We start from the raw sequence: 20,822 nt of genomic DNA on the forward strand, positions 1-20,822 counted from the left end.
GGCGGGGAAGGAACAGGGCAGATGACCGATACCCAATCGCCGGGTGAAGCACCCCCGGCCGGGGCCCCATCCATAGAGGGCCGGACCGTCCTCGCCGACCAAGATGTCAGCCGCGCACTGCGCCGGGTTGCCCACGAAATTCTTGAGGGCAACAAGGGCGCCGACGGCCTCGTGCTGTTGGGGATCCCGACCCGTGGAGTTGCGCTGGCGCACCGCTTGGCTGCGCTAATCAAAGGCGTCGAAGGCACCGACGTGCCGACCGGTTCGCTCGACATCACGATGTACCGTGATGACCTGCGCAAACAGCCGGTGCGGGCCGTCGAAACGACTGAGTTGCCCGAGGGTGGCATTGACGGCAAGGTCGTCATTCTGGTCGATGACGTGCTGTTCTCTGGCCGCACCGTCCGCGCCGCACTGGACTCCCTTGCTGACTACGGTCGCCCGCGCATCGTGCGCTTGGCCGTGTTGGTTGACCGGGGGCACCGTGAGTTGCCCATCCGGGCCGATTATGTGGGCAAGAATCTGCCGACCGCCAAGTCTGAGCGAGTCGCGGTGCGCCTGGCTGAAGTGGATGGCCACGAAGAAGTGCGCATCGGCGCCCCGGGGAGGCCGTGATGAAGCACTTGCTCTCGATCGCAGACCTGAGCCGGGATGAAATCGGCGAGATCATGGACACGGCCATCTCGATGCATGATGTCCAGCGGCGCCAGGTCAAAAAGCTCCCCACCTTGCCGGGCCGCACGATCATCAACTTCTTTTTGAAGACTCCACCCGCACCCGCAGTTCATTTGAGATTGCTGGCAAGTGGATGTCGGCTGACACCATCAACCTGACCGGCAAGGGCACTTCGGTGTCCAAGGGCGAAAGCCTGCGCGACACGGTCAAAACAGTTGATGCGATGGGCGTGGACATGATGATCGTCCGGCACTTGGCCTCGGGCGCTCCGGCACAGATCGCCCAGTGGACCAGCTGCTCCATCGTCAATGCCGGTGACGGTATGCACGAACACCCCTCTCAAGCACTGCTCGACGCCTACACGCTGCGTTCAAAATTGGGCGACCTGGAGGGCAAGCACATTGCCATCGTCGGCGACCTGACGCACTCTCGCGTGCTTCGGTCGAACCTGTTGTGCCTGCGAGCGCTCGGTGCAAACGTCACCCTGGTGGCACCGCCGACCTTGATGCCTAGTGGCATTGGATCCTGGGCAGCAGCGGACTCCTTTGAGGTGTCCTACGACCTCGATGCCGTGCTCCCACACGTTGACGCGGTGATGATGCTCCGCGTGCAGCGTGAGCGGATGAGCGGTGGCTTCTTCCCGACCGCCCGTGAGTATGCGGTGCGTTACGGCTTGACGGCACGCCGCCTGGCGCTGTTGCCTAAGCACGCAGTGATCACCCACCCGGGCCCGATGAACCGGGGCCTGGAGATTTCGGCAGATGCCGCCGACGATGCTCAGTCTTTGGTGCTCGACCAAGTTTCGGCCGGCGTAGCCGTGCGGATGTCGATTCTCTTCCACCTGCTCTCCGGCGAAGGGGCTCAGCATGAGCCAGCCGATCAACAACTCAGCACAGACCATTCTCGTTCGTGGCGCCCGATTGGCGGGCGGCGAGACCAGCGACATCCTGAGCGCTGACGGCGTGATTGTCGCCATGGGCGCCGACGCGGCCGCGTCTGCAGGCGAACACGCAGAGATTGTTGAGGGTGACGGCCTCATCGCTCTGCCAGGTTTTGTCGATCTGCACACGCACTTGCGTGAGCCGGGGCGCGAGGACGCCGAAACGATCGCAACTGGCTCGGCGGCTGCGGCCGCAGGGGGTTCACCGCTGTCCTAGCGATGGCCAACACCTCGCCGGTGACCGACACTGCTGAGGCAGCCGAGCGGATCGCTGAATTGGGCCAGCGTGCAGGCCTCGTTGAGGTCGTGCCGGTGGGTGCTGTCACGGCGGGCCTGGCAGGTGAACAACTGGCCGAGTTGGGCCTGATGGCAAGCTCGCGGGCCCGCGTTCGGGTCTTCTCCGACGACGGCAAATGCGTGCACGACTCGCGCGTTATGCGCCGCGCTCTTGAATACGTCAAGGCCTTCGACGGGGTTATCTCCCAACACGCTCAAGACCCGAATCTGGCTGGCAAATCGTCGTGCTGCCATGAGGGTGAGCTCTCCGGTCGTCTTGGCCTCCCAGGGTGGCCCAGCATCGCGGAAGAGTCGATCGTCGCTCGCGACGTCATGCTGGCTCGGCACACCGGCTCGAGGGTGCACATCGCGCATGTGTCGACTGCTGGCAGCGTCGAGGTGCTCCGATGGGCGAAGGCCCAAGGCATCAATGTCACGGCCGAGGTGACGCCTCACCACCTGATGTTGACGACTGACTTGCTGGCCGCATACGACCCGGTCTTTAAGGTCAATCCGCCGCTGCGCCCGGCCGAAGACGTTGAAGCCCTGCGCACTGCCCTTGCCGACGGGACTATCGACGCAGTGGCAACGGATCACGCCCCTCACGTGCGGCATGACAAGGAGCACGCCTTCATTGATGCGGCCTTTGGCATGCTCGGCCTCGAAACGGCACTACCGGTCGTGTGCACGGCGATGGTTGAGTCCGGCATGATGGGTTGGGAGCGCGTTGCTGAAGTCATGTCGATCGCTCCTGCTCGCATCGCGAGATCAGAGACGCAAGGCCGGCCACTGGCGCCCGGAGCCCCTGCCAACCTCACCTTGGTTGATCCCCACCGGGAGCGAGTCATCGATCGCTCCAGTTCTCTTCCTTTCCCGCAACAACCCGTGGCACGACCGGTCTCTGACCGGAACCGTCGAGCTCACGATGCTGCATGGTCGCATTACTGCCCGACAGGGCAACGTTCTTGGGAGGGCGTATGAGTGAAGTTCCACAGGCAGTTTGGTCCTCGAAGATGGACGGACCTTTACCGGTGACGCCTACGGTGCGCTGGGCGAAACGGTCGGCGAGGCCGTGTTCTGCACTGGCATGACCGGATACCAAGAGACTTTGACTGACCCGAGTTATCACCGCCAAGTTGTCGTGATGACCGCTCCGCACATCGGCAACACCGGCGTCAACGAGCAGGACATGGAAAGCCGCAAGATATGGGTGTCGGGCTTTGTGGTGCGTGACCCCGCGATCCGACCCTCTAACTGGCGCTCTCAAGGTGATCTGGGGGAGGCACTCGATCAGCAAGGTGTCGTGGGCATCTCGGGCGTCGACACTCGCGCATTGACTCGGCATCTGCGCGATCGTGGCTCCATGCGGGTCGGCGTTTTCTCTGGCGAAGCAGCACAGGGCACGCCGACGGAGCTGCTGAACCGCGTCTTGGAAGCCCCCAAGATGAGCGGTTCGGCGTTGGCTGCTGAGGTTTCGACCGAAGCCGCCTACGTGGTGCCGGCCGTGGGCGAAAAGAGGTTCACCGTGGCTGCCCTCGACCTCGGTATCAAGGGGATGACCCCAGCCCTGTTGTCGAAGCGTGGCGTTGAAGTCCACGTGCTGCCAGCCTCAAGCACCTTTGCTGACCTGACGGCAATGAATCCAGATGGTGTGTTCTTCTCCAACGGGCCTGGTGACCCAGCCACCGCCGACGCCGAGGTCGCGTTGCTGCGCGAAGTTCTCGGCAACTCAATTCCGTTCTTTGGGATTTGCTTCGGCAACCAACTGTTGGGCCGGGCTGTTGGCCTGGAGACCTACAAATTGGCTTTCGGACATCGCGGAATCAACCAGCCAGTGCTCGATCGACTGACGAACAAGGTTGAGGTGACCAGCCACAATCACGGCTTCGCGCTGGCCTGGCCCACCGAGTTGTCTGAGTCGATCACTTCTGACTTTGGCGGTGTCTCGGTCAGCCACGTGGCGCTGAACGACAACGTCGTCGAGGGGCTGAGCTTGGATGACCGGCCAGCCTTCTCCGTCCAGTACCACCCAGAGGCAGCGGCCGGACCCCGCGACGCCGAATACCTCTTTGATCGTTTCATTGACTTGATGGAGGCCCACAGTGCCTAAGCGTGACGATATTCGCAGCGTGCTCGTGATTGGCTCCGGTCCAATCGTGATCGGGCAGGCCGCAGAGTTTGACTATTCAGGCACCCAGGCCTGCCGCGTGCTGCGCGAAGAAGGCATTCGCGTCATCCTGGTGAACTCCAACCCCGCCACGATCATGACCGACCCAGGGGTAGCAGACGCGACCTACGTCGAGCCGATCACTCCCGAGATCGTGGAAAAGTATTGCCAAGGAGCGCCCCGACGCCGTGCTGGCGACGCTGGGCGGCCAGACGGCGCTCAACACCGCAATCGCGTTGGATGAAGCCGGCACGCTCATTAAGTACAACTGCCCACTGATCGGCGCCAACGTTGAGGCGATTCAGTTGGGGGAGGACCGTCAGGCCTTCAAGGGCGTCGTTGAGCGCTGCGGCGCCGAAGTCGCACGGTCGATGATCTGCCACACGATGGAGGAGACGCTCGCTGCCGCTGAAGATCTGGGCTACCCCGTTGTGGTGCGTCCCAGCTTCACGATGGGTGGCCTGGGGTCGGGGTTTGCCTACGACGAAGAGTCGTTGCGGCGGATCGCTGGCGCCGGGTTGCAAGATTCTCCCACCACTGAGGTGTTGCTCGAAGAATCCATCATGGGATGGAAAGAGTTCGAGCTCGAAGTCATGCGTGACCGCGCGGACAACGTCGTTGTCGTGTGCTCTATCGAAAACCTGGACCCGATGGGCGTGCACACGGGTGACTCCATTACCGTCGCACCCGCCATGACGCTCACAGATCGTGAGTATCAGAGCTTGCGTGACATCGGCATCGCCGTCATTCGTGAGGTTGGCGTCGATACCGGTGGCTGCAACATTCAGTTTGCCGTCAACCCCGACGATGGCCGAATCATCGTGATCGAAATGAACCCGCGCGTCTCCCGCTCTTCGGCCCTAGCGTCCAAGGCGACCGGGTTCCCGATCGCCAAGATCGCAGCCAAGATGGCTCTGGGCTACACCTTGGACGAGGTGCCCAACGACATCACCGGGGCAACGCCCGCCAGCTTTGAGCCGACCCTGGACTACGTCGTGGTGAAGGTTCCGCGGTTTGCGTTCGAGAAGTTCCCCGGCGCCGATGCGACTTTGACGACCACTATGAAGTCGGTCGGTGAGGCCATGTCGATCGGTCGCAACTTCGCTGAGGCGCTCAACAAGGCATTGCGCTCTACCGAGCAAAAGAACTCAAGCTTTCACTGGCGTCACGACGAGCGTCCCTCGGGGAGGGCATGGTTGCTGCGCTACTCGAGCAAGCCTCCATCCCTACCGATGGCCGGTTGCTTCTCGTCCAGCAGGCCCTATGGGGAGGTGCGACCGTCGAGCAGGCGTTCGAAGCCACCAAGATCGACCCGTGGTTCCTCGATCAAATCGTGGCCATCAATGAGGTCGCGGACGAGGTCCGGTCGGCGTCCCACCATGGACCTGCTCGCATTGAGCCCAAGGTGTTGGCCAAGGCCAAGCGGATGGGGCTCAGCGACATCCAGATCGCTGAACTGCTGGATATGCGTGAAGACGTGGTTCGTGGGGTACGGCATGCCCTAGGGGTGCGGCCGATCTACAAGACGGTCGATACCTGCGCAGGCGAATTCGTCGCGCTGACGCCCTACCACTACTCCAGCTATGACCAAGAGACCGAAGTTGCGCCCCGAGAAAAGCCAGCGGTCATCATCTTGGGCTCTGGCCCGAACCGCATTGGTCAGGGCATCGAGTTCGACTACTCCTGTGTCCATGCCTCCTTGACGCTGCGCGACGCCGGCTTTGACACCGTGATGGTCAACTGCAACCCCGAGACTGTGTCGACTGACTACGACACCTCGAGCAGGCTCTATTTCGAACCGTTGACTCTGGAAGATGTCCTGGAGGTAGTGCACGCTGAGCGAGCCGCCGGGCCGGTTGCTGGCGTCATTGTGCAGTTGGGTGGGCAAACCCCACTGGGCTTGGCTGCAGCACTCAAGGCTGAGGGCGTCCCGGTCGTGGGCACCTCACCGGAGGCAATTCACCTGGCCGAAGATCGCGGTGCTTTTGGCCGGATTCTGTCCGAGACAGGATTGACGGCTCCTCGACACGGCCTTGCCTACAGCACCGAAGACGCTGTTGCCGTCGCCAAGGAAATCGGTTTCCCAGTGTTGGTGCGGCCCTCGTACGTCTTGGGCGGTCGAGGCATGGAGATCGTCTATGACGACGAGTCGCTGGTGGGGTATGTCGGTCGGGCAACCCAAGCCGCCCCCGAGCACCCTGTCTTGGTAGACCGGTTCCTCGATGAGGCCGTTGAAATCGACATCGACGCTCTGTTCGACGGGCGCGAGTTGTATGTCGGCGGAATTATGGAGCACATCGAAGAGGCGGGCATCCACTCTGGCGACTCGGCGTGTGTGCTGCCGCCCGTGACATTGGGGCGCGAAGAGATGCGCCAGGTGCGAGAGGCTACCCACAAACTCGCTGAGGCCATTGGCGTTCGCGGGTTGATGAACGTGCAGTTTGCGCTGGCCCAAGATGTTCTCTACGTCCTTGAGGCGAATCCACGCGCCAGCCGCACGGTGCCCTTTGTTGCTAAAGCGACAGGAGTGCCGATCGCCCGCGCTGCCGCTCGAATCATGATGGGCTCCTCCATCGCAGAACTGCGTGAAGAGGGCATGCTCCCGGCCCACACGGACGGTGGAATGCTGCCTGATTCGGCGCCGGTGAGTGTGAAGGAAGCCATCTTGCCCTTCCGCCGCTTCCGCACGCAGACGGGCGAAGCAGTTGACTCTATTCTGGGGCCAGAGATGCGTTCGACAGGCGAAGTCATGGGCATCGACCGTGACTACGGCACCGCTTTTGCCAAGAGCCAGTTGCGCGCTGGGACATCGCTGCCCACCAGCGGCCGCGTCTTTGTCTCGGTAGCCAACCGGGACAAGCGATCAATGATCTTCCCGGTGAAGCGACTCGTCGACCTTGGGTTTGAGGTGTGGGCGACGGCAGGAACGGCCGACGTGCTTCGCCGCAACGGAATTGATGCTCGCGTGGTCCGCAAACACAGCGCTGGTCACGGTGAGGACGGGGAGCGCACCATCGTGGAGCTCATCACTTCGGGTGAAATCGACATGGTGATCAACACCCCATCGGGGCGGGATGCCCGCGCAGACGGCTACGCCATCCGAGCCGCGACGACCAGTCTGGATCGGCCCATCATCACCACGGTGCAGCAGTTAGGTGCCGCGGTCTTGGGCATCGAGGCCATGATGGCTGGCGACATGCAGGTGGCATCACTGCAGGAGCACGCTAGCCGTCTGGACCTGTATTCGGTGGCCGCAGAGGGTGTCGAAGCACCGTGAGTGCGGATCGGGTCCCGTTCACCCAAAAGCTGCTGAACTTGCAGGTGCAGCGGGGCCCGCTCAGCGTCGGGATTGACCCCCACCCCTTCCAGTTGGAGCAGTGGGGGCTGGCGGATACACCGACTGGGGTGCGCCAGTTCGCTGAGTCAATGGCGAGTGCGGCGATCGCTGCCAACGTGGCGTCGGTGAAACTACAGGCTGCCTTTTTCGAACGGCATGGGTCGGCCGGCGTCGCGGTCTTAGAGGAGACTCTTGGCACACTGCGCGCCGCCGGGGTCTTGACGATCTTGGATGCCAAGCGGGGCGATATTGGCACGACCATGGAGGCGTACGCACAGAGTTGTCTCCAACCAGGATCTCCCTTAGAAGCGGATGCCGTGACGGTCAGCCCCTTTCTGGGCTACGGGTCGCTAGCCCCGGCCATCGAATTGGCGGGGGAGCACCAGCGAGGGGTCTATGTCTTGGCTCTGACGTCTAACCCTGAAGCGGCGTCAATTCAGGACGTTGGCGCACCGAGCATCGCTCAACGGCTGATTGAACGGGCCGAACATGACAATAATTCTGTGAATCTTCAGGGTGTTGTTGGTCTCGTCATTGGGGCTACCACCGCGGGCCGACTTGCGCACCTTGAGCCGCATTTGGCCACGTTTGGGGGATCTATCCTAGCCCCGGGCGTTGGTGCACAAGGTGCCACGCCTAGGTCTTTGGCCTGCACATTTGCTCACTCGCGTAGCCAATTGGTGGTGCCAATTTCGCGGGCTGTGGCCGAGACGGGACCCGATGTGGCACAACTAGTTTCCCGGATCGGAGAGCTTAACCAAGACCTTGGATTGGCCTTGCTGTAGTGCATAACACTTCCGAAAGATTTAGCCTAGGCTTGTGTTGTCGTGGCATCCTTGTCAGGCGCTCGGAACCACAGTTGCATGACCAACAATCGAGGAGATGGAAGTGGCCCTTCCCCAATTGACGCCAGAGCAGCGAGCAGACGCTCTCGCAAAGGCAGCCGAAGCACGCCGCGAGCGAGCCGAGGTCAAGAACCGTCTGAAGAACTCCCAGGGCTCTCTCAAGGACGTTGTGACTGAAGGCAAGGTCAACGACGTGATTGGCAAGATGAAGGTATCCGCCTTGCTTGAGTCCATGCCGGGCGTCGGACGTGTTCGTGCGCGCCAGCTCATGGAAGACTTCGGCATCAGCGAAAGCCGTCGTGTCCGCGGCTTGGGTGCTAACCAGACCGAAAAGTTGCTCGAGCACTTCAACGCATCCTGATCAGGAGCCACACCGTCTCAATGGAGTCTGAAGAATCGTCATCGACAGTCGAGGGTGCTAGGCACCCTCGACTTGTCGTTTTGGCTGGGCCAACTGCGGTTGGCAAGGGCACGGTTGCCGCGTACGTTCGAGAGCATCACCCTGAGGTGTGGCTTTCAGTCTCGGCAACCACCCGTAAGGCTCGCCCCGGTGAGCGAGACGGTGTGCACTACCTCTTCGTATCCGATGAGGAGTTCGAGCAAATGCGCCACGAAGGCAACCTGCTCGAGTGGGCAGTGGTCCATGGTCGCGCTAAATACGGCACTCCGCGTGGTCCCGTCCAGAACACCTTGGACGCGGGCCGCCCGGCGTTGCTGGAGATTGACTTGCAAGGTGCACGGCAGGTTCGACAGGCCATGCCCGAAGCGCTCTTTGTCTTTCTCGCACCACCGACCTGGGACGAGTTGGTCCAACGGCTCGTAGGGCGAGGGACTGAGTCCGAAGCCGAGCGGCATGACCGTTTGGAGTCAGCCAAGGTCGAATTGGCCGCGGCCAGCGAGTTTGATGTGACCATCGTGAATGACGATGTCGCTCGGGCCGCCCAAGACCTCGTATCATTGCTAGTTGAACCACCCGTATCGAGAAAAGGATTGAAACCGTGATTGGCACAGTTGCAAACCCAGACGGCATCACCAACCCGCCGATCGACAGCTTGCTCGAAAAGGCTGACTCGAAGTACGCCTTGGTGATCCTACGCCGCTAAGCGTGCTCGTCAGATCAACGCCTACTACTCGCAGTTGAGCGAGGGCCTGCTGGAATACGTCGGCCCCTTGGTTGAGGCTGACCAGACGGACAAGCCGCTGTCGATTGCTCTGCAAGAGATCGACCAGCACAAGCTCGACGTCACGCACCCAGACAGCTGACCACACGCTCAATGCGCATCGTTCTTGGCGTAACAGGGGGCATCGCTGCCTACAAGGCGTGCTCGTTGTTGCGCCTTTGCGTGAGGCCGGTCACCAGGTCAAGGTCGTGCCGACCGAGTCGGCCTTGAACTTCGTGGGCGCCCCCACCTGGGAGGCACTTTCGGGCGAGCCGGTTTCCACTTCGGTGTGGGACAACGTTGACGAGGTGGCCCATGTTCGCATCGGCCAAACGGCCGATTTGGTCGTGGTCGCGCCGGCGACGGCAGACCTGCTGGGGCGTGCAACTCACGGCATAGCCAATGACCTCCTGACCAACGTGTTGCTCTCCACGACTGCACCCGTGGTGATGGCCCCAGCGATGCATACCGAAATGTGGTTGAACGCCGCAACGGTCCACAACGTGTCTGTCTTGCGACGCCGTGGCGTGCACATCATGGAGCCTGACTCTGGTCGTCTGACCGGCACTGACAGTGGTCCTGGGCGCTTGCCTGAGCCCGAAGCAATCGCCGAGTTCGCCTTGGCCCAAGTGCACGACGAGGGCGCATCGCTAGCTGGCCTGCGAGTCGCGATCACGACTGGTGGGACGCGAGAGGCCCTGGACCCGGTGCGGTACTCAGGGAATCGATCTTCGGGCAAGCAAGGAATGGCCCTTGCTGAGGCGGCCCGTGCACGCGGCGCCAAGGTGGAACTCATCATGGCGGCGACCGACGTGCCAGCACCCACTGGTGTCAAGGTCATCAAGGTGGAGTCGGCTCGAGACATGCAAAACGCAGTAGCCAACGCCTACGACGGCAACGACGTCATCGTGATGGCCGCCGCCGTCGCAGATTTTCGCTCGGCCAGCTATGCCGAAACCAAGATCAAAAAGTCACACGCAGCTGGCGAAGAAGAGTCAGCACCGGTGATCGAGTTGGTCCGCAACCCCGACATCCTGGCCGGGCTGGTGAAACGGCGCGGCTCCAGAACCACGCCAGTCCTGGTCGGCTTTGCCGCCGAGACCGGTGATGAAAACGGCACGATCCTTGACTATGCGTTAGCCAAGCTAGAGCACAAGGGATGCGACGTGATCGTGGCCAACGAGGTCGGCGAGGGCACCACCTTCGGCCAAGACTCGTCCACGGTGCATATCCTCGTCGCAGGCTCAGACCAGCCACAGCGCTACGGACCCGCGCCCAAGCGTGAATCGGCATCCGCAATCTGGGACGTCGTCGAACAACTCATACCGAGCAAAGACGCTGTCGAGTCGAACTAGACTTCATCGTCGCCCAGCCAGCAGCCGCTGCACACAAGGAGAAACACTGTGGCCCGTATGTTCACGTCCGAATCTGTCACCGAAGGGCACCCCGACAAGATCTGTGACCAGATCAGCGACGGAATCCTGGACGAGATCCTGCGACAAGACCCCAACTCTCGGGTCGCTGTCGAAACCATGGTGACCACCGGTTTGGTGCATGTGGCCGGGGAAGTTCGCACCACCGGGTATGCCGACATCCCGCGCATCGTTCGCGAAACCATTCTTGGGATTGGCTACAACGAGTCTGCCAAGGGCTTTGACGGCCGCACCTGTGGCGTTGAAGTGTCCATTGGTGAGCAATCGGCAGATATTGCGGCTGGCGTCGACACGGGCCTGGAGCACCGCAGCGGAGACACCACGGACGCTCTGGACCTGCTGGGCGCCGGCGACCAGGGTCTGATGTTTGGCTATGCCAGCTCGGACACTCCTGAACTGATGCCACTGCCGATCTATCTGGCCCACCGCTTGGCTGAGCGGCTGTCTCTGGTCCGCAAATCGGGCGAGATTGACTATTTGCGCCCTGATGGCAAGACCCAGGTGACTATCAACTACGACGGCGACGTGCCGGTCTCGCTCAACACCGTGGTCCTTTCGACACAACACGCAGCAGACATTGATCTGCGCGGAGAGCTTGACCCCGATATCCGCGCCAAGGTCATCCAGCCGGTGCTGGACCAGGCCCTCAGCGACGGCATCGAGCTGGACACCAGCGCATACCGCACCCTGATCAACCCCACCGGCAAGTTCGTGGTTGGTGGCCCTATGGGAGATGCGGGTTTGACCGGCCGCAAGATCATCGTTGACACGTATGGCGGCATGGCTCGTCACGGTGGCGGAGCGTTCTCGGGCAAGGACCCAAGCAAGGTGGACCGGTCCGCGGCCTATGCCCTGCGCTGGGTCGCCAAGAACGTGGTCTCCGCTGGCCTGGCCAAGCGCTGCGAGATTCAAGTGGCCTATGCCATCGGTAAGGCCCAGCCCGTTGGCCTGTACGTCGAGACGTTCGGGACGGCCACTGTGGCTCCAGAAAAGATCGAAGCGGCCATTGACTCAGTCTTTGACCTACGTCCGCAGGCAATTATCGAGCAGTTGGATCTCCTGCGGCCGATCTATCAGGTGACCGCGGCATACGGTCACTTCGGGCGAGTCAGCCACCCTGGTCTTGAAAACGCCTTCCCATGGGAGCGCACCGACCGTGCAGACGCTTTGCGGTCTGCGGTGTAGGTGCACAACCGTTAATGGCGGCCCGATTTCCGGGTTTGTCAGCCCGGTGCGATAAACCTCAGGTATGAGTTCGTCGGCGCAAGAACCAACCTTGTTTGGCAAGCAGGAGCGCCCAGCACCGCGCAAGCCCGCACCAGCGCTCCAGTTGCCGATCGCCCGCGTCGTCCTGGACAGCCCTCTAGCGCACATTGACCGCCCATTTGACTATGCGGTGCCAGCCGATATGGACGCCAACGCCCAACCAGGAGTGCGGGTCCGCGTTCGGTGGTCGGGGCAGTTGCTAGATGGGTTCATCGTCGCGCGCGGCGAGAATACCGACCATGTGGGCGAGTTAGCCCCGTTGGAGCGGGTGGTTAGCGATGAACGGGTGCTGACTCCGCATATCGCCGAAGTGTCCCGACAGATCGCAGACCACTATGGCGGGACGCTGTCGGATGTGTTGAGGCTGGCCATCCCGCCGCGCCACGCCGCCGCAGAGCAGGCAGATCCGCCCGTGGCGAGTGAGCCGTTCCCGGCGTCACCGAACGTGTCGGCATGGCGCCACTATGACGCTGGCGCGGCTTTCTTGCGCAGGCTTCATTCCGGTGAAGCCCCAGCGGCGGCGTGGTTAGCGGCACCGGGACTGACTGGTGCCGAAGACTGGCCCGCAGCCCTCGCTGAAGCAGCCGCGACTACCGCTGCGGGTGGCCGCGGCGCGATCTTGGTCGTTCCTGACCACCGCGATGTTGAGCGGGTGTGCGCTGCCCTTGATCTGGTTGTTGGCGAAACTGCCTATGCTCGACTGACCGCCGATATGGGCCCGTCGCAGAGGTACAGGTCGTGGCTTTCGGTGCTGCGGGGGCAGCGTTCCATCGTGATCGGGACGCGAGCGGCCAGTTATGCCCCGGTAGCCAACCTTGGACTTTTTGCCGTCTGGGACGACGGCGATGATTCACTACGTGAGCAGCGAACTCCCTATCCCCACGTTCTTGAGACTGGGCGTTTCCGATCGTCTGGCGCAGGGGCCGGGCTGCTGGTGGGTGGTTTTGTGCGCACCCCTGTCGCGCAACAGTGGGTAGAGACCGAGTTCCTCCGCCCCATTTCGCCGAATCCGCAGTCGCGCCAACACCAGGTGCGGGTGACGATCGCGGGGGAGGGGCACGAGCAGGATCGAGACGCGGGCGCACGTGCTGCGCGGATCCCATCTCTTGCTTGGCGCACGGCAAGCGAAGCGCTGAAATCCGGGCCAGTCCTGGTCCAGGTGCCGCGTCGAGGCTACGGAATCGGTGTGAGTTGCGCTCAATGCCGACAAGCCGTGCATTGCCAGGAGTGCAATGGGCCGACCGTGCTGCCCGACTCGGGGGAGTCGCCGCACTGCGGTTGGTGTGGCAAACAAGTGGCGACGAGTGAATGCACAAACTGTGGCTCGACTCAGCGACGGGTGTCAGTCGTCGGTGATCGCCGGACAGCAGAAGAGATCGGCCGTGCCTTTCCGGGTGTGCGCGTGAGACAGTCTCGCCTCGGGCAGGTCCTTGACCAGGTTGACGACGCTCCGGCGATCATTGTCGCGACGCCTGGTGCTGAGCCCATAGCGCCTAACGGCTACGCCGCTGCGCTGCTGCTGGATGGGTGGGCCCTGCTTGACCGTCCGGGGCTTGAAGCAGGGATTGAGGCCACCCGCCGGTGGATGAACGCAGCCGCCCTCGTGAGGCGCTCTGCGGCCAAGACGCAGATTGTGCTGGCCGGGGTGCCCGCACATGGCGAAGTGCGCAGTGTGGAGGCGCTAGCCAGATGGGACCCCATCTGGCTAGCCCGCTGGATTTGGCAGACCGTCGTGAACTGTCATTGCCTCCGGCCCGCCGCGTAGCAACGGTCACCGGACATCCAGAGGACGTGACAGCAGCAAGCGAAAGCGCGGTGCAGGGCGAGGGTGCCGACATTGAAGTTCTGGGGCCACTGCCGCTCGCCGACCGAACCCTGGGCAGCGACGTCGTGCCGCAGGCTCAGGCGATCTGGCGGATGGCGGAAAACCAACCCGAAGAACTGCTGGCACGCAATATCAAGCAGATAAGGGTGCGACGCAGTATGGCTCGTTCTGCGCGGTCGCTCGTTGTCGTGCTTGACCCGTCCGACCTGGCAACTTAGGTGCCTGTCAGCATCATCTGACGTAACGGAAACTTTGGTTACCTATGAATCTCATCTAGGTAACGATCAGATGAAGAGTCTGCTTTATGGGTGCGGATAGGGGTCGTAGTGCCTACATTTCGTGAGTCACCTACGGGCGACTTCGCCGAACGACGGCAGTTGCACTGCTGCCGTTGCCGTGGGTCGCGACACATACCTCTTTCAGGAGGAACCTTGAAGATCAGGCGTACAACGATGGCCATTGCAGCGGCCGGTGCTCTGGCGCTCACCGCTTGCACCTCAGACAGTGGGAGCGACAGCGGCTCCGACGGAGCAGACAGCAGCGGGGACTCCGGCAGCTCCAGCGGCTCGGCAGCAGGCCCGGCCAAGGTTGACATGGGTGACGTCACCACCAACGACGACACCATCTACTACTCGGCGGGCGAGCAGGAGTGGGAGGCGTACAACGCTGACACCTCTGCGACCAACTCGACCTACAACGCCGTTGTCATGGACCAGATCCTTGAGAACTTCGTCTACTTCGGCACGGATGGCTCGATCCAGCAGAATGAAGACTTCGGCTCCTACGAGGTCACCAGCGAAGACCCGTTCACCGTTGAGTACACGATCGCTGACGACGCAGCTTGGTCGGACGGAACCCCGATCACCTCGAACGACTTCCTCCTGCAGTGGGCTTCGTCTAACCCCGAAGCACTCGGCATCGCTGGCGACGACGCCATCTTCGACCCGGTGAGCGACTCCTTCGGTGTCTATGTGCCAGAGGGTCCCGAGACCGAGGTTGACAGCAAGACCTTCACGTTGAGCTACCCCACCCCTTACCCAGACTGGGAGATCCTCCTCACCGCTCCGCACCCGTCTCACATCGTTGAGTCCGAGGCGGGCATGGAGGCCGGCGAGTTGGCACAGGCAATCCTGGACAAGGACGGCGCAGCCCTCGGCGACGCAGCCGAGTTCTGGAACGATGGCTGGATCTTCGGCGACAAGACGCTGCCGGACCCGGCACTCACCCCTCAAGCGGTCCGTACACGCTGGATGGCGCCACCTGGAACAGCCCCGAGTCGCTGACCTTGGTGCCGAATGAGTCCTACTACGGCACCGCTGCCGCGACCGGCGAGCTCGTGTTCCGTTTCGTGGCTCCCGAGGCTCAGGTCCAGGCACTGCAGAACGGTGACCTTAACGTCGTCGAGCCGCAGGCCACTGTTGACACCGTTCAGCAGATCGAAGCGATGGGCGACCAGTTCACCCTTGAGGTTGGTGACACCCTCACCTGGGAGCACCTGGACTTCAACTTCGCTGATGGCACCACCTTCGCCGAAGACGAGGGTGGCCTCGCCGCTCGCGAAGCCTTTGCAATGTGTGTCCCGCGTCAGCAGATCATTGACAACTTGATCGCACCGATCAACGAAGAAGCAGTTGTCATGAACGCCCGCGAGACCTTCCCGTTCTACGACAACTACGAGGACATCGTTAGCGCCTCCTACGACGGTCGCTACGACGAGGTCGACATCGAAGGCGCCGCTGCCAAGCTGGAAGAATCCGGCCTGAGCACCCCGGTTGACGTCCGTATCGGCTACTCCGCTCCAAACCAGCGTCGTAGCGATGAAGTTGCTGCCATCACCTCAAGCTGTAACGAGGCCGGCTTCAACATCCTTGATGAGGGTGACCCGGACTTCTTCTCCGCTGGTGGCCCGCTAGAGACGGCCAACTACGACGTTGCGCTCTTCGCGTGGGCTGGATCGGGCCAGAAGGCTTCCGGTGAGCCGATCTACTCGACCGGCGGAGGTCAGAACTTCGGTAACTACAGCAACGAAGAGGTTGACGCAGCTTGGGACACCTTGTCTGCTAGCTCCGATGAGGATGTAGCACTGGAGCAGGTCAAGATCATTGAGAAGTTGCTCTGGGATGACCTGTACGGCATCCCGGTCTTCGCCCACCCGGGTGTTGTCGCCTTCGACTCGAGCATCTCGAATGTCATCTTCAACTCCACGCAGACTGGTATCCCGTGGAACGCAGAGCAGTGGGTCCGCGCTGAGTGATGCCTTGAGCGCTAGGTCCCTAGTGCTCACTGCATGACCTATCGGTCAGACGTGCAACAGGGCGGGAGTTCAGCTCCCGCCCTGTTGCATTGCCGGAAGCAATGAATCTTCCGGCGTGCCAGCGCTTTTCCTGGGCCACATGGCCTAGGCTCGCGAAATACGGGGGCACCGCGAATGGTGCCGGTCACGAGGAGGTAAGACGTGCTCCAGTTCGTCCTTCGCCGAATCGCCATCTCAGCACTTGTGCTGTGGGCAGGTTCGGTACTGCTGTACTTTTTAGTCGTCAATTCGGGCGACCCACTTGATACGCTACGACAATCTCAAGCCACTAACCGCGAACAACAGATGGCGGCGCTCACCGAGCGGATGAATCTGGATGAGCCTTGGTACGTGCGTTACGGAATGTGGTTCGGCGGGGCCAGCAAGTGTCTGATCTTGGCCTGCGACTTGGGGACTGATCGTGGCGGTAGCGATGTCAACACCGCCATTGTTGCTGCCATGGGGAGCAGCCTGCGGCTGGTCACACTAGCCACTGTCATCGCGATTGTCTTGGGTGTTGCGATGGGTGTGCTTTCGGCTATTCGCCAGTACACCGCCTTTGACTACACCGTCACGTTCGTGGCCTTCGTTTTCTTCTCGCTGCCCGTCTTCTGGGCAGCAGTCCTGCTCAAGCAGTACGGCGCCATCGAGTTCAACAACTGGATAGCCGACCCAAGCGTGTCGTTGGTGACGACGCTGCTGATTGCCATCTTCTTCGGTTTGTTTGCGTCTGCGATCACCGGCGGAGATATGCGTCGGCGGGGGTTGGCGTTTGGGATCACGGCGATCATTTTGTTTGCCTTCATCACTATCTTTGACTCCATCGATTGGTGGGTGCAGCCAGCCCTTGGCCCCGTTCTGGTTCTCTTGCTCTCCGCGGTCACCATGGCGTTCTTCTTAATGCTGACGACGGGCTTGCGCGATAAAAAGGTCCTCATCACCGGTGGTGTCACCTTGGCTGTTGGCCTGGTTGTCTACTTCGTGATCCAGCCAGTCTTGAACGAGCCCAACTGGTGGCTCATCCTCGGACTTGCGGTGAGCACGGTCGTTGTTGGTGGCGTTCTGGGCTACTTCATCGGCGGCTTCGAGAAGCGTGCGGCGATGACAGTCGGCATCGGCACGGCGCTGTCCTTCGGTTTCTACACCTTCTTTGACAAGTTGCTGACCAACTGGGGTGGCTACCTCGACATTGCGGGCCGGCCTATCTCGACGATTGGTTCAGGCACCCCAAACTTCAACGGCAACTTTTACGAGACGATTTGGGACTGGTCCACCCAGTTGCTGCTCCCAACCATCGTGTTGACCATCATTTCGTTGGCGAGTTATTCGCGCTACACGCGTGGTTCGATGCTGGAGACACTGCAGCAGGACTACATGCGGACTGCCCGCTCAAAGGGCGTCTCGGACCGCGTGCTTAACACGCGGCACGCTCTGCGCAACGCGTTGATACCGATCACCACGATTGTTGCCTTTGACTTCGCCAACCTCATTGGCGGAGCGGTGGTCACGGAGAGCGTCTTTGGCTGGACCGGTATGGGAGCGCTCTTCCAAGCGGGACTCAAGGCCGTGGACCCGAACCCGGTGATGGCCTTCTACCTGGTGACGGGGACGGCGGCGGTCATCATGAACATGCTGGCGGACATTGCCTACGCCAGCCTGGACCCACGGATTAGGCGGTGATCCTCTTGAAAAACAATCAAGGTTTTGCCCTACTAATTTCGTTGTCTGGAGGATCCGATGAGTGAGAACAATCAAGAGCCAAGCGGCCATTCGGTCGTCGACGACTCGGACTTCTCGATTGAGAAGAAGCTAGATTTCAGTGGGAAGTCATACTCACAGGGTGAGTTGGTCCGTCGTCGTTTTTTCCGGCACCGCGCTGCCATGGTTTCCCTCGCCGTGCTGGTGTTTGTCACGCTGCTGGCTTTCACCTCCATTGGTGTCGGCCCAATCCCGGGTTGGTGGGGCAAGTCCTACCTGAACTCAAGTTCGGTGATCAACGCAGGACGGCCCACCTTGACTCTGTGGCCGTTTGCCATCGGTGAGAACCCGTTTGGCCAAGACAACGTCGGTAAGGACTACTTCGCTCTGGTGATGCGGGGGACTCAGCGCTCTCTGACTGTCGCCTTCACCGTCGGCATCTTGAGCACGTTGATTGGCACTGCAGTCGGGGCAGCAGCGGGATACTTCCGCGGTTGGACCGAGGCCATCTTGATGCGTCTGACTGACCTCTTCATCGTCATCCCGCTGCTGGTCCTGGCCGCTGTTGTGGCCAAGGCTGCTGGTGGCACGGTGTGGGGGATGGCCCTGGTCCTGGGCTTCTTGGTCTGGACCGGCCTTGCTCGACTCGTCCGCGGCGAGGTGCTCTCTCTGCGAGAGCGTGAGTTCGTCACGGCTGCTGAGGCGATCGGGGCGTCGTCTGGACGAATCTTGATGAAGCACATCCTGCCGAACACGATCGGAACGATCATCGTCAGTGCGACGTTGACCATTGCGACGGCGATTCTGCTCGAGAGTGCCTTGAGCTTCCTTGGATACGGAATTCAAGCGCCGGACACTTCACTGGGCCAATTGATCAGCACCTACCAGACCTCGTTCCTGTCGAGGCCGTGGCTGTTCTGGTGGCCAGGCATGTTCATCCTGGTGATCGCACTCACCGTCAACTTCTTGGGTGACGGGCTGCGCGACGCTTTTGACCCACGTCAGAGTAGGGGCGAAGACTAATGACGACGCAAGCAGATATTTCTTCACAGGACGTGACGTCTAACTCCGAGCCGGTGCTGTCCTTCGACAACGTCGATGTCCAATTCGGCACAGAGTTTGGCACTGTGCACGCAGTCAAGGGCGTCACCCTCGACGTCCACCCCGGTGAAGTCGTCGCCGTCGTTGGCGAGTCAGGCTCGGGCAAGTCCGTGACGTCGATGACGGCGCTGCGGTTGCTGCCCAAGAACGCCCGGATCAACGGCGGCGTCATGGTCAGCGGTCACGATGTCCAGTCCATTTCAGACCGGGCAATGCGTCGGGTCCGCGGCGACGACATCGCGATGATCTTCCAAGAGCCGATGACAGCGCTCAACCCGGTGCTCACGATCGGCGCTCAGTTGACTGAGTCGATGGAGTTGCACGGTGTCGCCAGCGGCAAGGCAGCGGTGAAGCGTGCCGTTGAGTTGCTGGACATGGTGGGCATCCCCGACCCAGAGAGGCGCGTCACCCAGTATCCGCACGAACTCTCGGGCGGTCAGCGCCAGCGTGTCGTCATTGCCATGGCGATTAGTTGTGACCCCAAGGTGATCGTGGCCGACGAGCCGACGACGGCCCTTGACGTGACGGTCCAGGCCGACATCCTCGACCTGCTTCGTTCGCTGAAGGACAAGCTCAACACCGGCATCTTGCTCATTACCCACAACATGGGTGTCGTCGCCGATATGGCTGACCGCGTTGCAGTGATGTTCAAGGGTGAGATCGTTGAGCAAGGGACCACTGAAGAAGTTCTGATGAACCCGCAGCACGCCTACACCAAGGTGCTGTTGGGGTCGGTGCCCCGTCTTGGCGCCGGGCGCGGGCAGATGGGCATCACGGTTACGGACGACGTTGACCCAGATGCTGAGTTGGCAATCGACCTGCGCAACCTGGTCATCGAATACCAGCGGCTGGGCAAGACGCCTTTCCGCGCGGTCGACGATGTCAGCTTCAAGGTCAAGCAGGGCGAGATTGTCGGCCTTGTGGGCGAGTCTGGCTCGGGCAAGTCCACAATCGGCCGATGCGCGCTGGGCCTCATCCCCGCAGCGTCTGGAGAGTTCCGGCTCCTGGGCCAGGACATCGCCCAAATGAAGAAGTCAGAGCTCAAGGCTCTGCGGCGCCGTATTGGGGTCATCTTCCAGGACCCTGCAGCTTCGCTGAATCCACGAATGCCAATTGGCGAGTGCATTTCGGAGCCGATGGTGGTGCATGAGGTCGGCGACCGCAAGCAGCGCGAAGACAAGGTCTATGAGTTGCTGGACGCTGTTCAACTTCCTCGGGAGGTCTACAACCGTTATCCGCACGAGGTCTCGGGTGGTCAGCGTCAGCGCATTAGCGTTGCGCGAGCTTTGACTCTCGACCCTGAGTTGTTGGTTGCGGATGAGCCGACTTCGGCTTTGGACGTGTCGGTCCAGGCCAAGGTGCTGAAGATCTTCAGCGAACTGCAGGCTCAGTATGGCTTCGCATGCCTCTTCGTGAGCCACGATCTTTCGGTCGTGGACCTGCTGTCGCACCAAGTGGTGGTGTTGCAGAACGGCAAGATCGTTGAGAAGGGCACGCGCGAGCAGGTTCTGCACAACCCGCAAGAGGACTACACCAAGCGCCTGATTGCGGCAGCACCAGTTCCGGACCCCATTGAGCAGAAGCGTCGTCGCGACGAGCGTCACGACCTGCTGCGCTCCTTGGGTGACGAGGTTGTGGAGTTGAAGATGGGCGACCATCACAGCTGATGCCTTGATCAGAAGTTCTGCCGAGCCCCGGCGCGACGACCCTGCGGTCGGATGTGTCGGGGCTCGGCGCATCTATGCTGGGGTGTCACCCGTGGCCACCTTGCTGGCTCAGGGTGACGACGAGAGCATCACCAAGAAG

13 protein-coding genes and 5 pseudogenes are annotated in these 20,822 nt (G+C 61.5%); all 18 read left to right on the top strand.

What is annotated here, in order from left to right; genetic code table 11:
* Positions 1–21: 21 nt before the first annotated feature.
* The 18 genes and pseudogenes from pyrR to L0A91_RS03480 all read left to right on the top strand — a co-directional run bounded on the left by pyrR (position 22) and on the right by L0A91_RS03480 (position 20,683).
* Complete coding sequence (pyrR, locus tag L0A91_RS03395) at positions 22–615, top strand: bifunctional pyr operon transcriptional regulator/uracil phosphoribosyltransferase PyrR (RefSeq protein WP_235245873.1); 594 nt, start codon at positions 22–24, stop codon at positions 613–615.
* Positions 615–1,633, top strand: a pseudogene (locus L0A91_RS03400) (aspartate carbamoyltransferase catalytic subunit). Before pyrR ends, L0A91_RS03400 begins: the two are co-directional and overlap by 1 nt.
* Positions 1,542–2,876 (top strand): annotated as a pseudogene (locus L0A91_RS03405) (dihydroorotase). The pseudogenes L0A91_RS03400 and L0A91_RS03405 overlap by 92 nt, the downstream one beginning before the upstream one ends.
* 15 nt (positions 2,877–2,891) lie before the next feature.
* Complete coding sequence (gene carA / locus L0A91_RS03410; RefSeq protein WP_235245874.1) at positions 2,892–4,001, top strand: glutamine-hydrolyzing carbamoyl-phosphate synthase small subunit; 1,110 nt, start codon at positions 2,892–2,894, stop codon at positions 3,999–4,001.
* Positions 3,994–7,335: pseudogene (carB, locus tag L0A91_RS03415) on the top strand (carbamoyl-phosphate synthase large subunit). The gene carA and the pseudogene carB overlap by 8 nt, the downstream one beginning before the upstream one ends.
* A complete protein-coding gene (pyrF, locus tag L0A91_RS03420) occupies positions 7,332–8,180 on the top strand; it encodes an orotidine-5'-phosphate decarboxylase (RefSeq protein WP_235245875.1) in 849 nt (282 codons plus the stop codon). The pseudogene carB and the gene pyrF overlap by 4 nt, the downstream one beginning before the upstream one ends.
* 103 nt (positions 8,181–8,283) lie before the next feature.
* Positions 8,284–8,601 (top strand): integration host factor, actinobacterial type, encoded by a 318-nt coding sequence (mihF, locus tag L0A91_RS03425; RefSeq protein ID WP_235245877.1) that lies wholly within the window; start codon positions 8,284–8,286, stop codon positions 8,599–8,601.
* Positions 8,602–8,621: 20 nt separating this feature from the next.
* The gene (gene gmk / locus L0A91_RS03430; RefSeq protein WP_235245879.1) at positions 8,622–9,242 is read left to right on the top strand and encodes a guanylate kinase; all 621 of its coding nucleotides are present in this window, start codon (positions 8,622–8,624) and stop codon (positions 9,240–9,242) included.
* Positions 9,239–9,503, top strand: a pseudogene (gene rpoZ, locus L0A91_RS03435) (DNA-directed RNA polymerase subunit omega). Before gmk ends, rpoZ begins: the two are co-directional and overlap by 4 nt.
* 11 nt (positions 9,504–9,514) lie before the next feature.
* Positions 9,515–10,755: pseudogene (coaBC, locus tag L0A91_RS03440) on the top strand (bifunctional phosphopantothenoylcysteine decarboxylase/phosphopantothenate--cysteine ligase CoaBC).
* Positions 10,756–10,803: 48 nt separating this feature from the next.
* Positions 10,804–12,018: a methionine adenosyltransferase gene (metK, locus tag L0A91_RS03445; protein WP_311197981.1), complete on the top strand. Its 1,215-nt coding sequence runs from the start codon at positions 10,804–10,806 to the stop codon at positions 12,016–12,018.
* Positions 12,019–12,109: 91 nt separating this feature from the next.
* On the top strand, positions 12,110–13,864 hold the full coding sequence (locus L0A91_RS03450; protein ID WP_235245880.1) for a primosome assembly protein PriA: 1,755 nt from the start codon (positions 12,110–12,112) through the stop codon (positions 13,862–13,864).
* Positions 13,865–13,890: 26 nt separating this feature from the next.
* Positions 13,891–14,142 carry a hypothetical protein gene (locus tag L0A91_RS03455; protein ID WP_235245881.1) on the top strand — a complete coding sequence of 84 codons (252 nt, stop codon included), beginning with the start codon at positions 13,891–13,893 and terminating at the stop codon, positions 14,140–14,142.
* A gap of 213 nt (positions 14,143–14,355) precedes the next feature.
* Positions 14,356–15,207 carry a hypothetical protein gene (locus L0A91_RS03460; RefSeq protein WP_235245882.1) on the top strand — a complete coding sequence of 284 codons (852 nt, stop codon included), beginning with the start codon at positions 14,356–14,358 and terminating at the stop codon, positions 15,205–15,207.
* Between the two features lie 2 nt (positions 15,208–15,209).
* Positions 15,210–16,178, top strand: coding sequence for an ABC transporter substrate-binding protein (locus L0A91_RS03465; RefSeq protein ID WP_397333784.1), 969 nt, complete (start codon positions 15,210–15,212; stop codon positions 16,176–16,178).
* A 201-nt stretch (positions 16,179–16,379) separates the two neighbouring features.
* Positions 16,380–17,897 carry an ABC transporter permease gene (locus L0A91_RS03470; RefSeq protein ID WP_235245883.1) on the top strand — a complete coding sequence of 506 codons (1,518 nt, stop codon included), beginning with the start codon at positions 16,380–16,382 and terminating at the stop codon, positions 17,895–17,897.
* Between the two features lie 57 nt (positions 17,898–17,954).
* Positions 17,955–18,938, top strand: coding sequence for an ABC transporter permease (locus tag L0A91_RS03475; protein WP_235245884.1), 984 nt, complete (start codon positions 17,955–17,957; stop codon positions 18,936–18,938).
* A complete protein-coding gene (locus L0A91_RS03480) occupies positions 18,938–20,683 on the top strand; it encodes an ABC transporter ATP-binding protein (protein ID WP_235245885.1) in 1,746 nt (581 codons plus the stop codon). Before L0A91_RS03475 ends, L0A91_RS03480 begins: the two co-directional genes overlap by 1 nt.
* Positions 20,684–20,822 lie beyond the last annotated feature (139 nt).

It is taken from the genome of Ornithinimicrobium sp. INDO-MA30-4 (assembly GCF_021535045.1).
Lineage (GTDB): Bacteria > Actinomycetota > Actinomycetes > Actinomycetales > Dermatophilaceae > Ornithinicoccus.

Bases quoted from the DNA above. Each gene is read 5' to 3' on its own strand.
- pyrR (WP_235245873.1), top strand. From the start codon at position 22: ATGACCGATACCCAATCGCCGGGTGAAGCACCCCCGGCCGGGGCCCCA.
- L0A91_RS03475 (WP_235245884.1), top strand. From the start codon at position 17,955: ATGAGTGAGAACAATCAAGAGCCAAGCGGCCATTCGGTCGTCGACGAC.
- L0A91_RS03480 (WP_235245885.1), top strand. From the start codon at position 18,938: ATGACGACGCAAGCAGATATTTCTTCACAGGACGTGACGTCTAACTCC.
- gmk (WP_235245879.1), top strand. From the start codon at position 8,622: ATGGAGTCTGAAGAATCGTCATCGACAGTCGAGGGTGCTAGGCACCCT.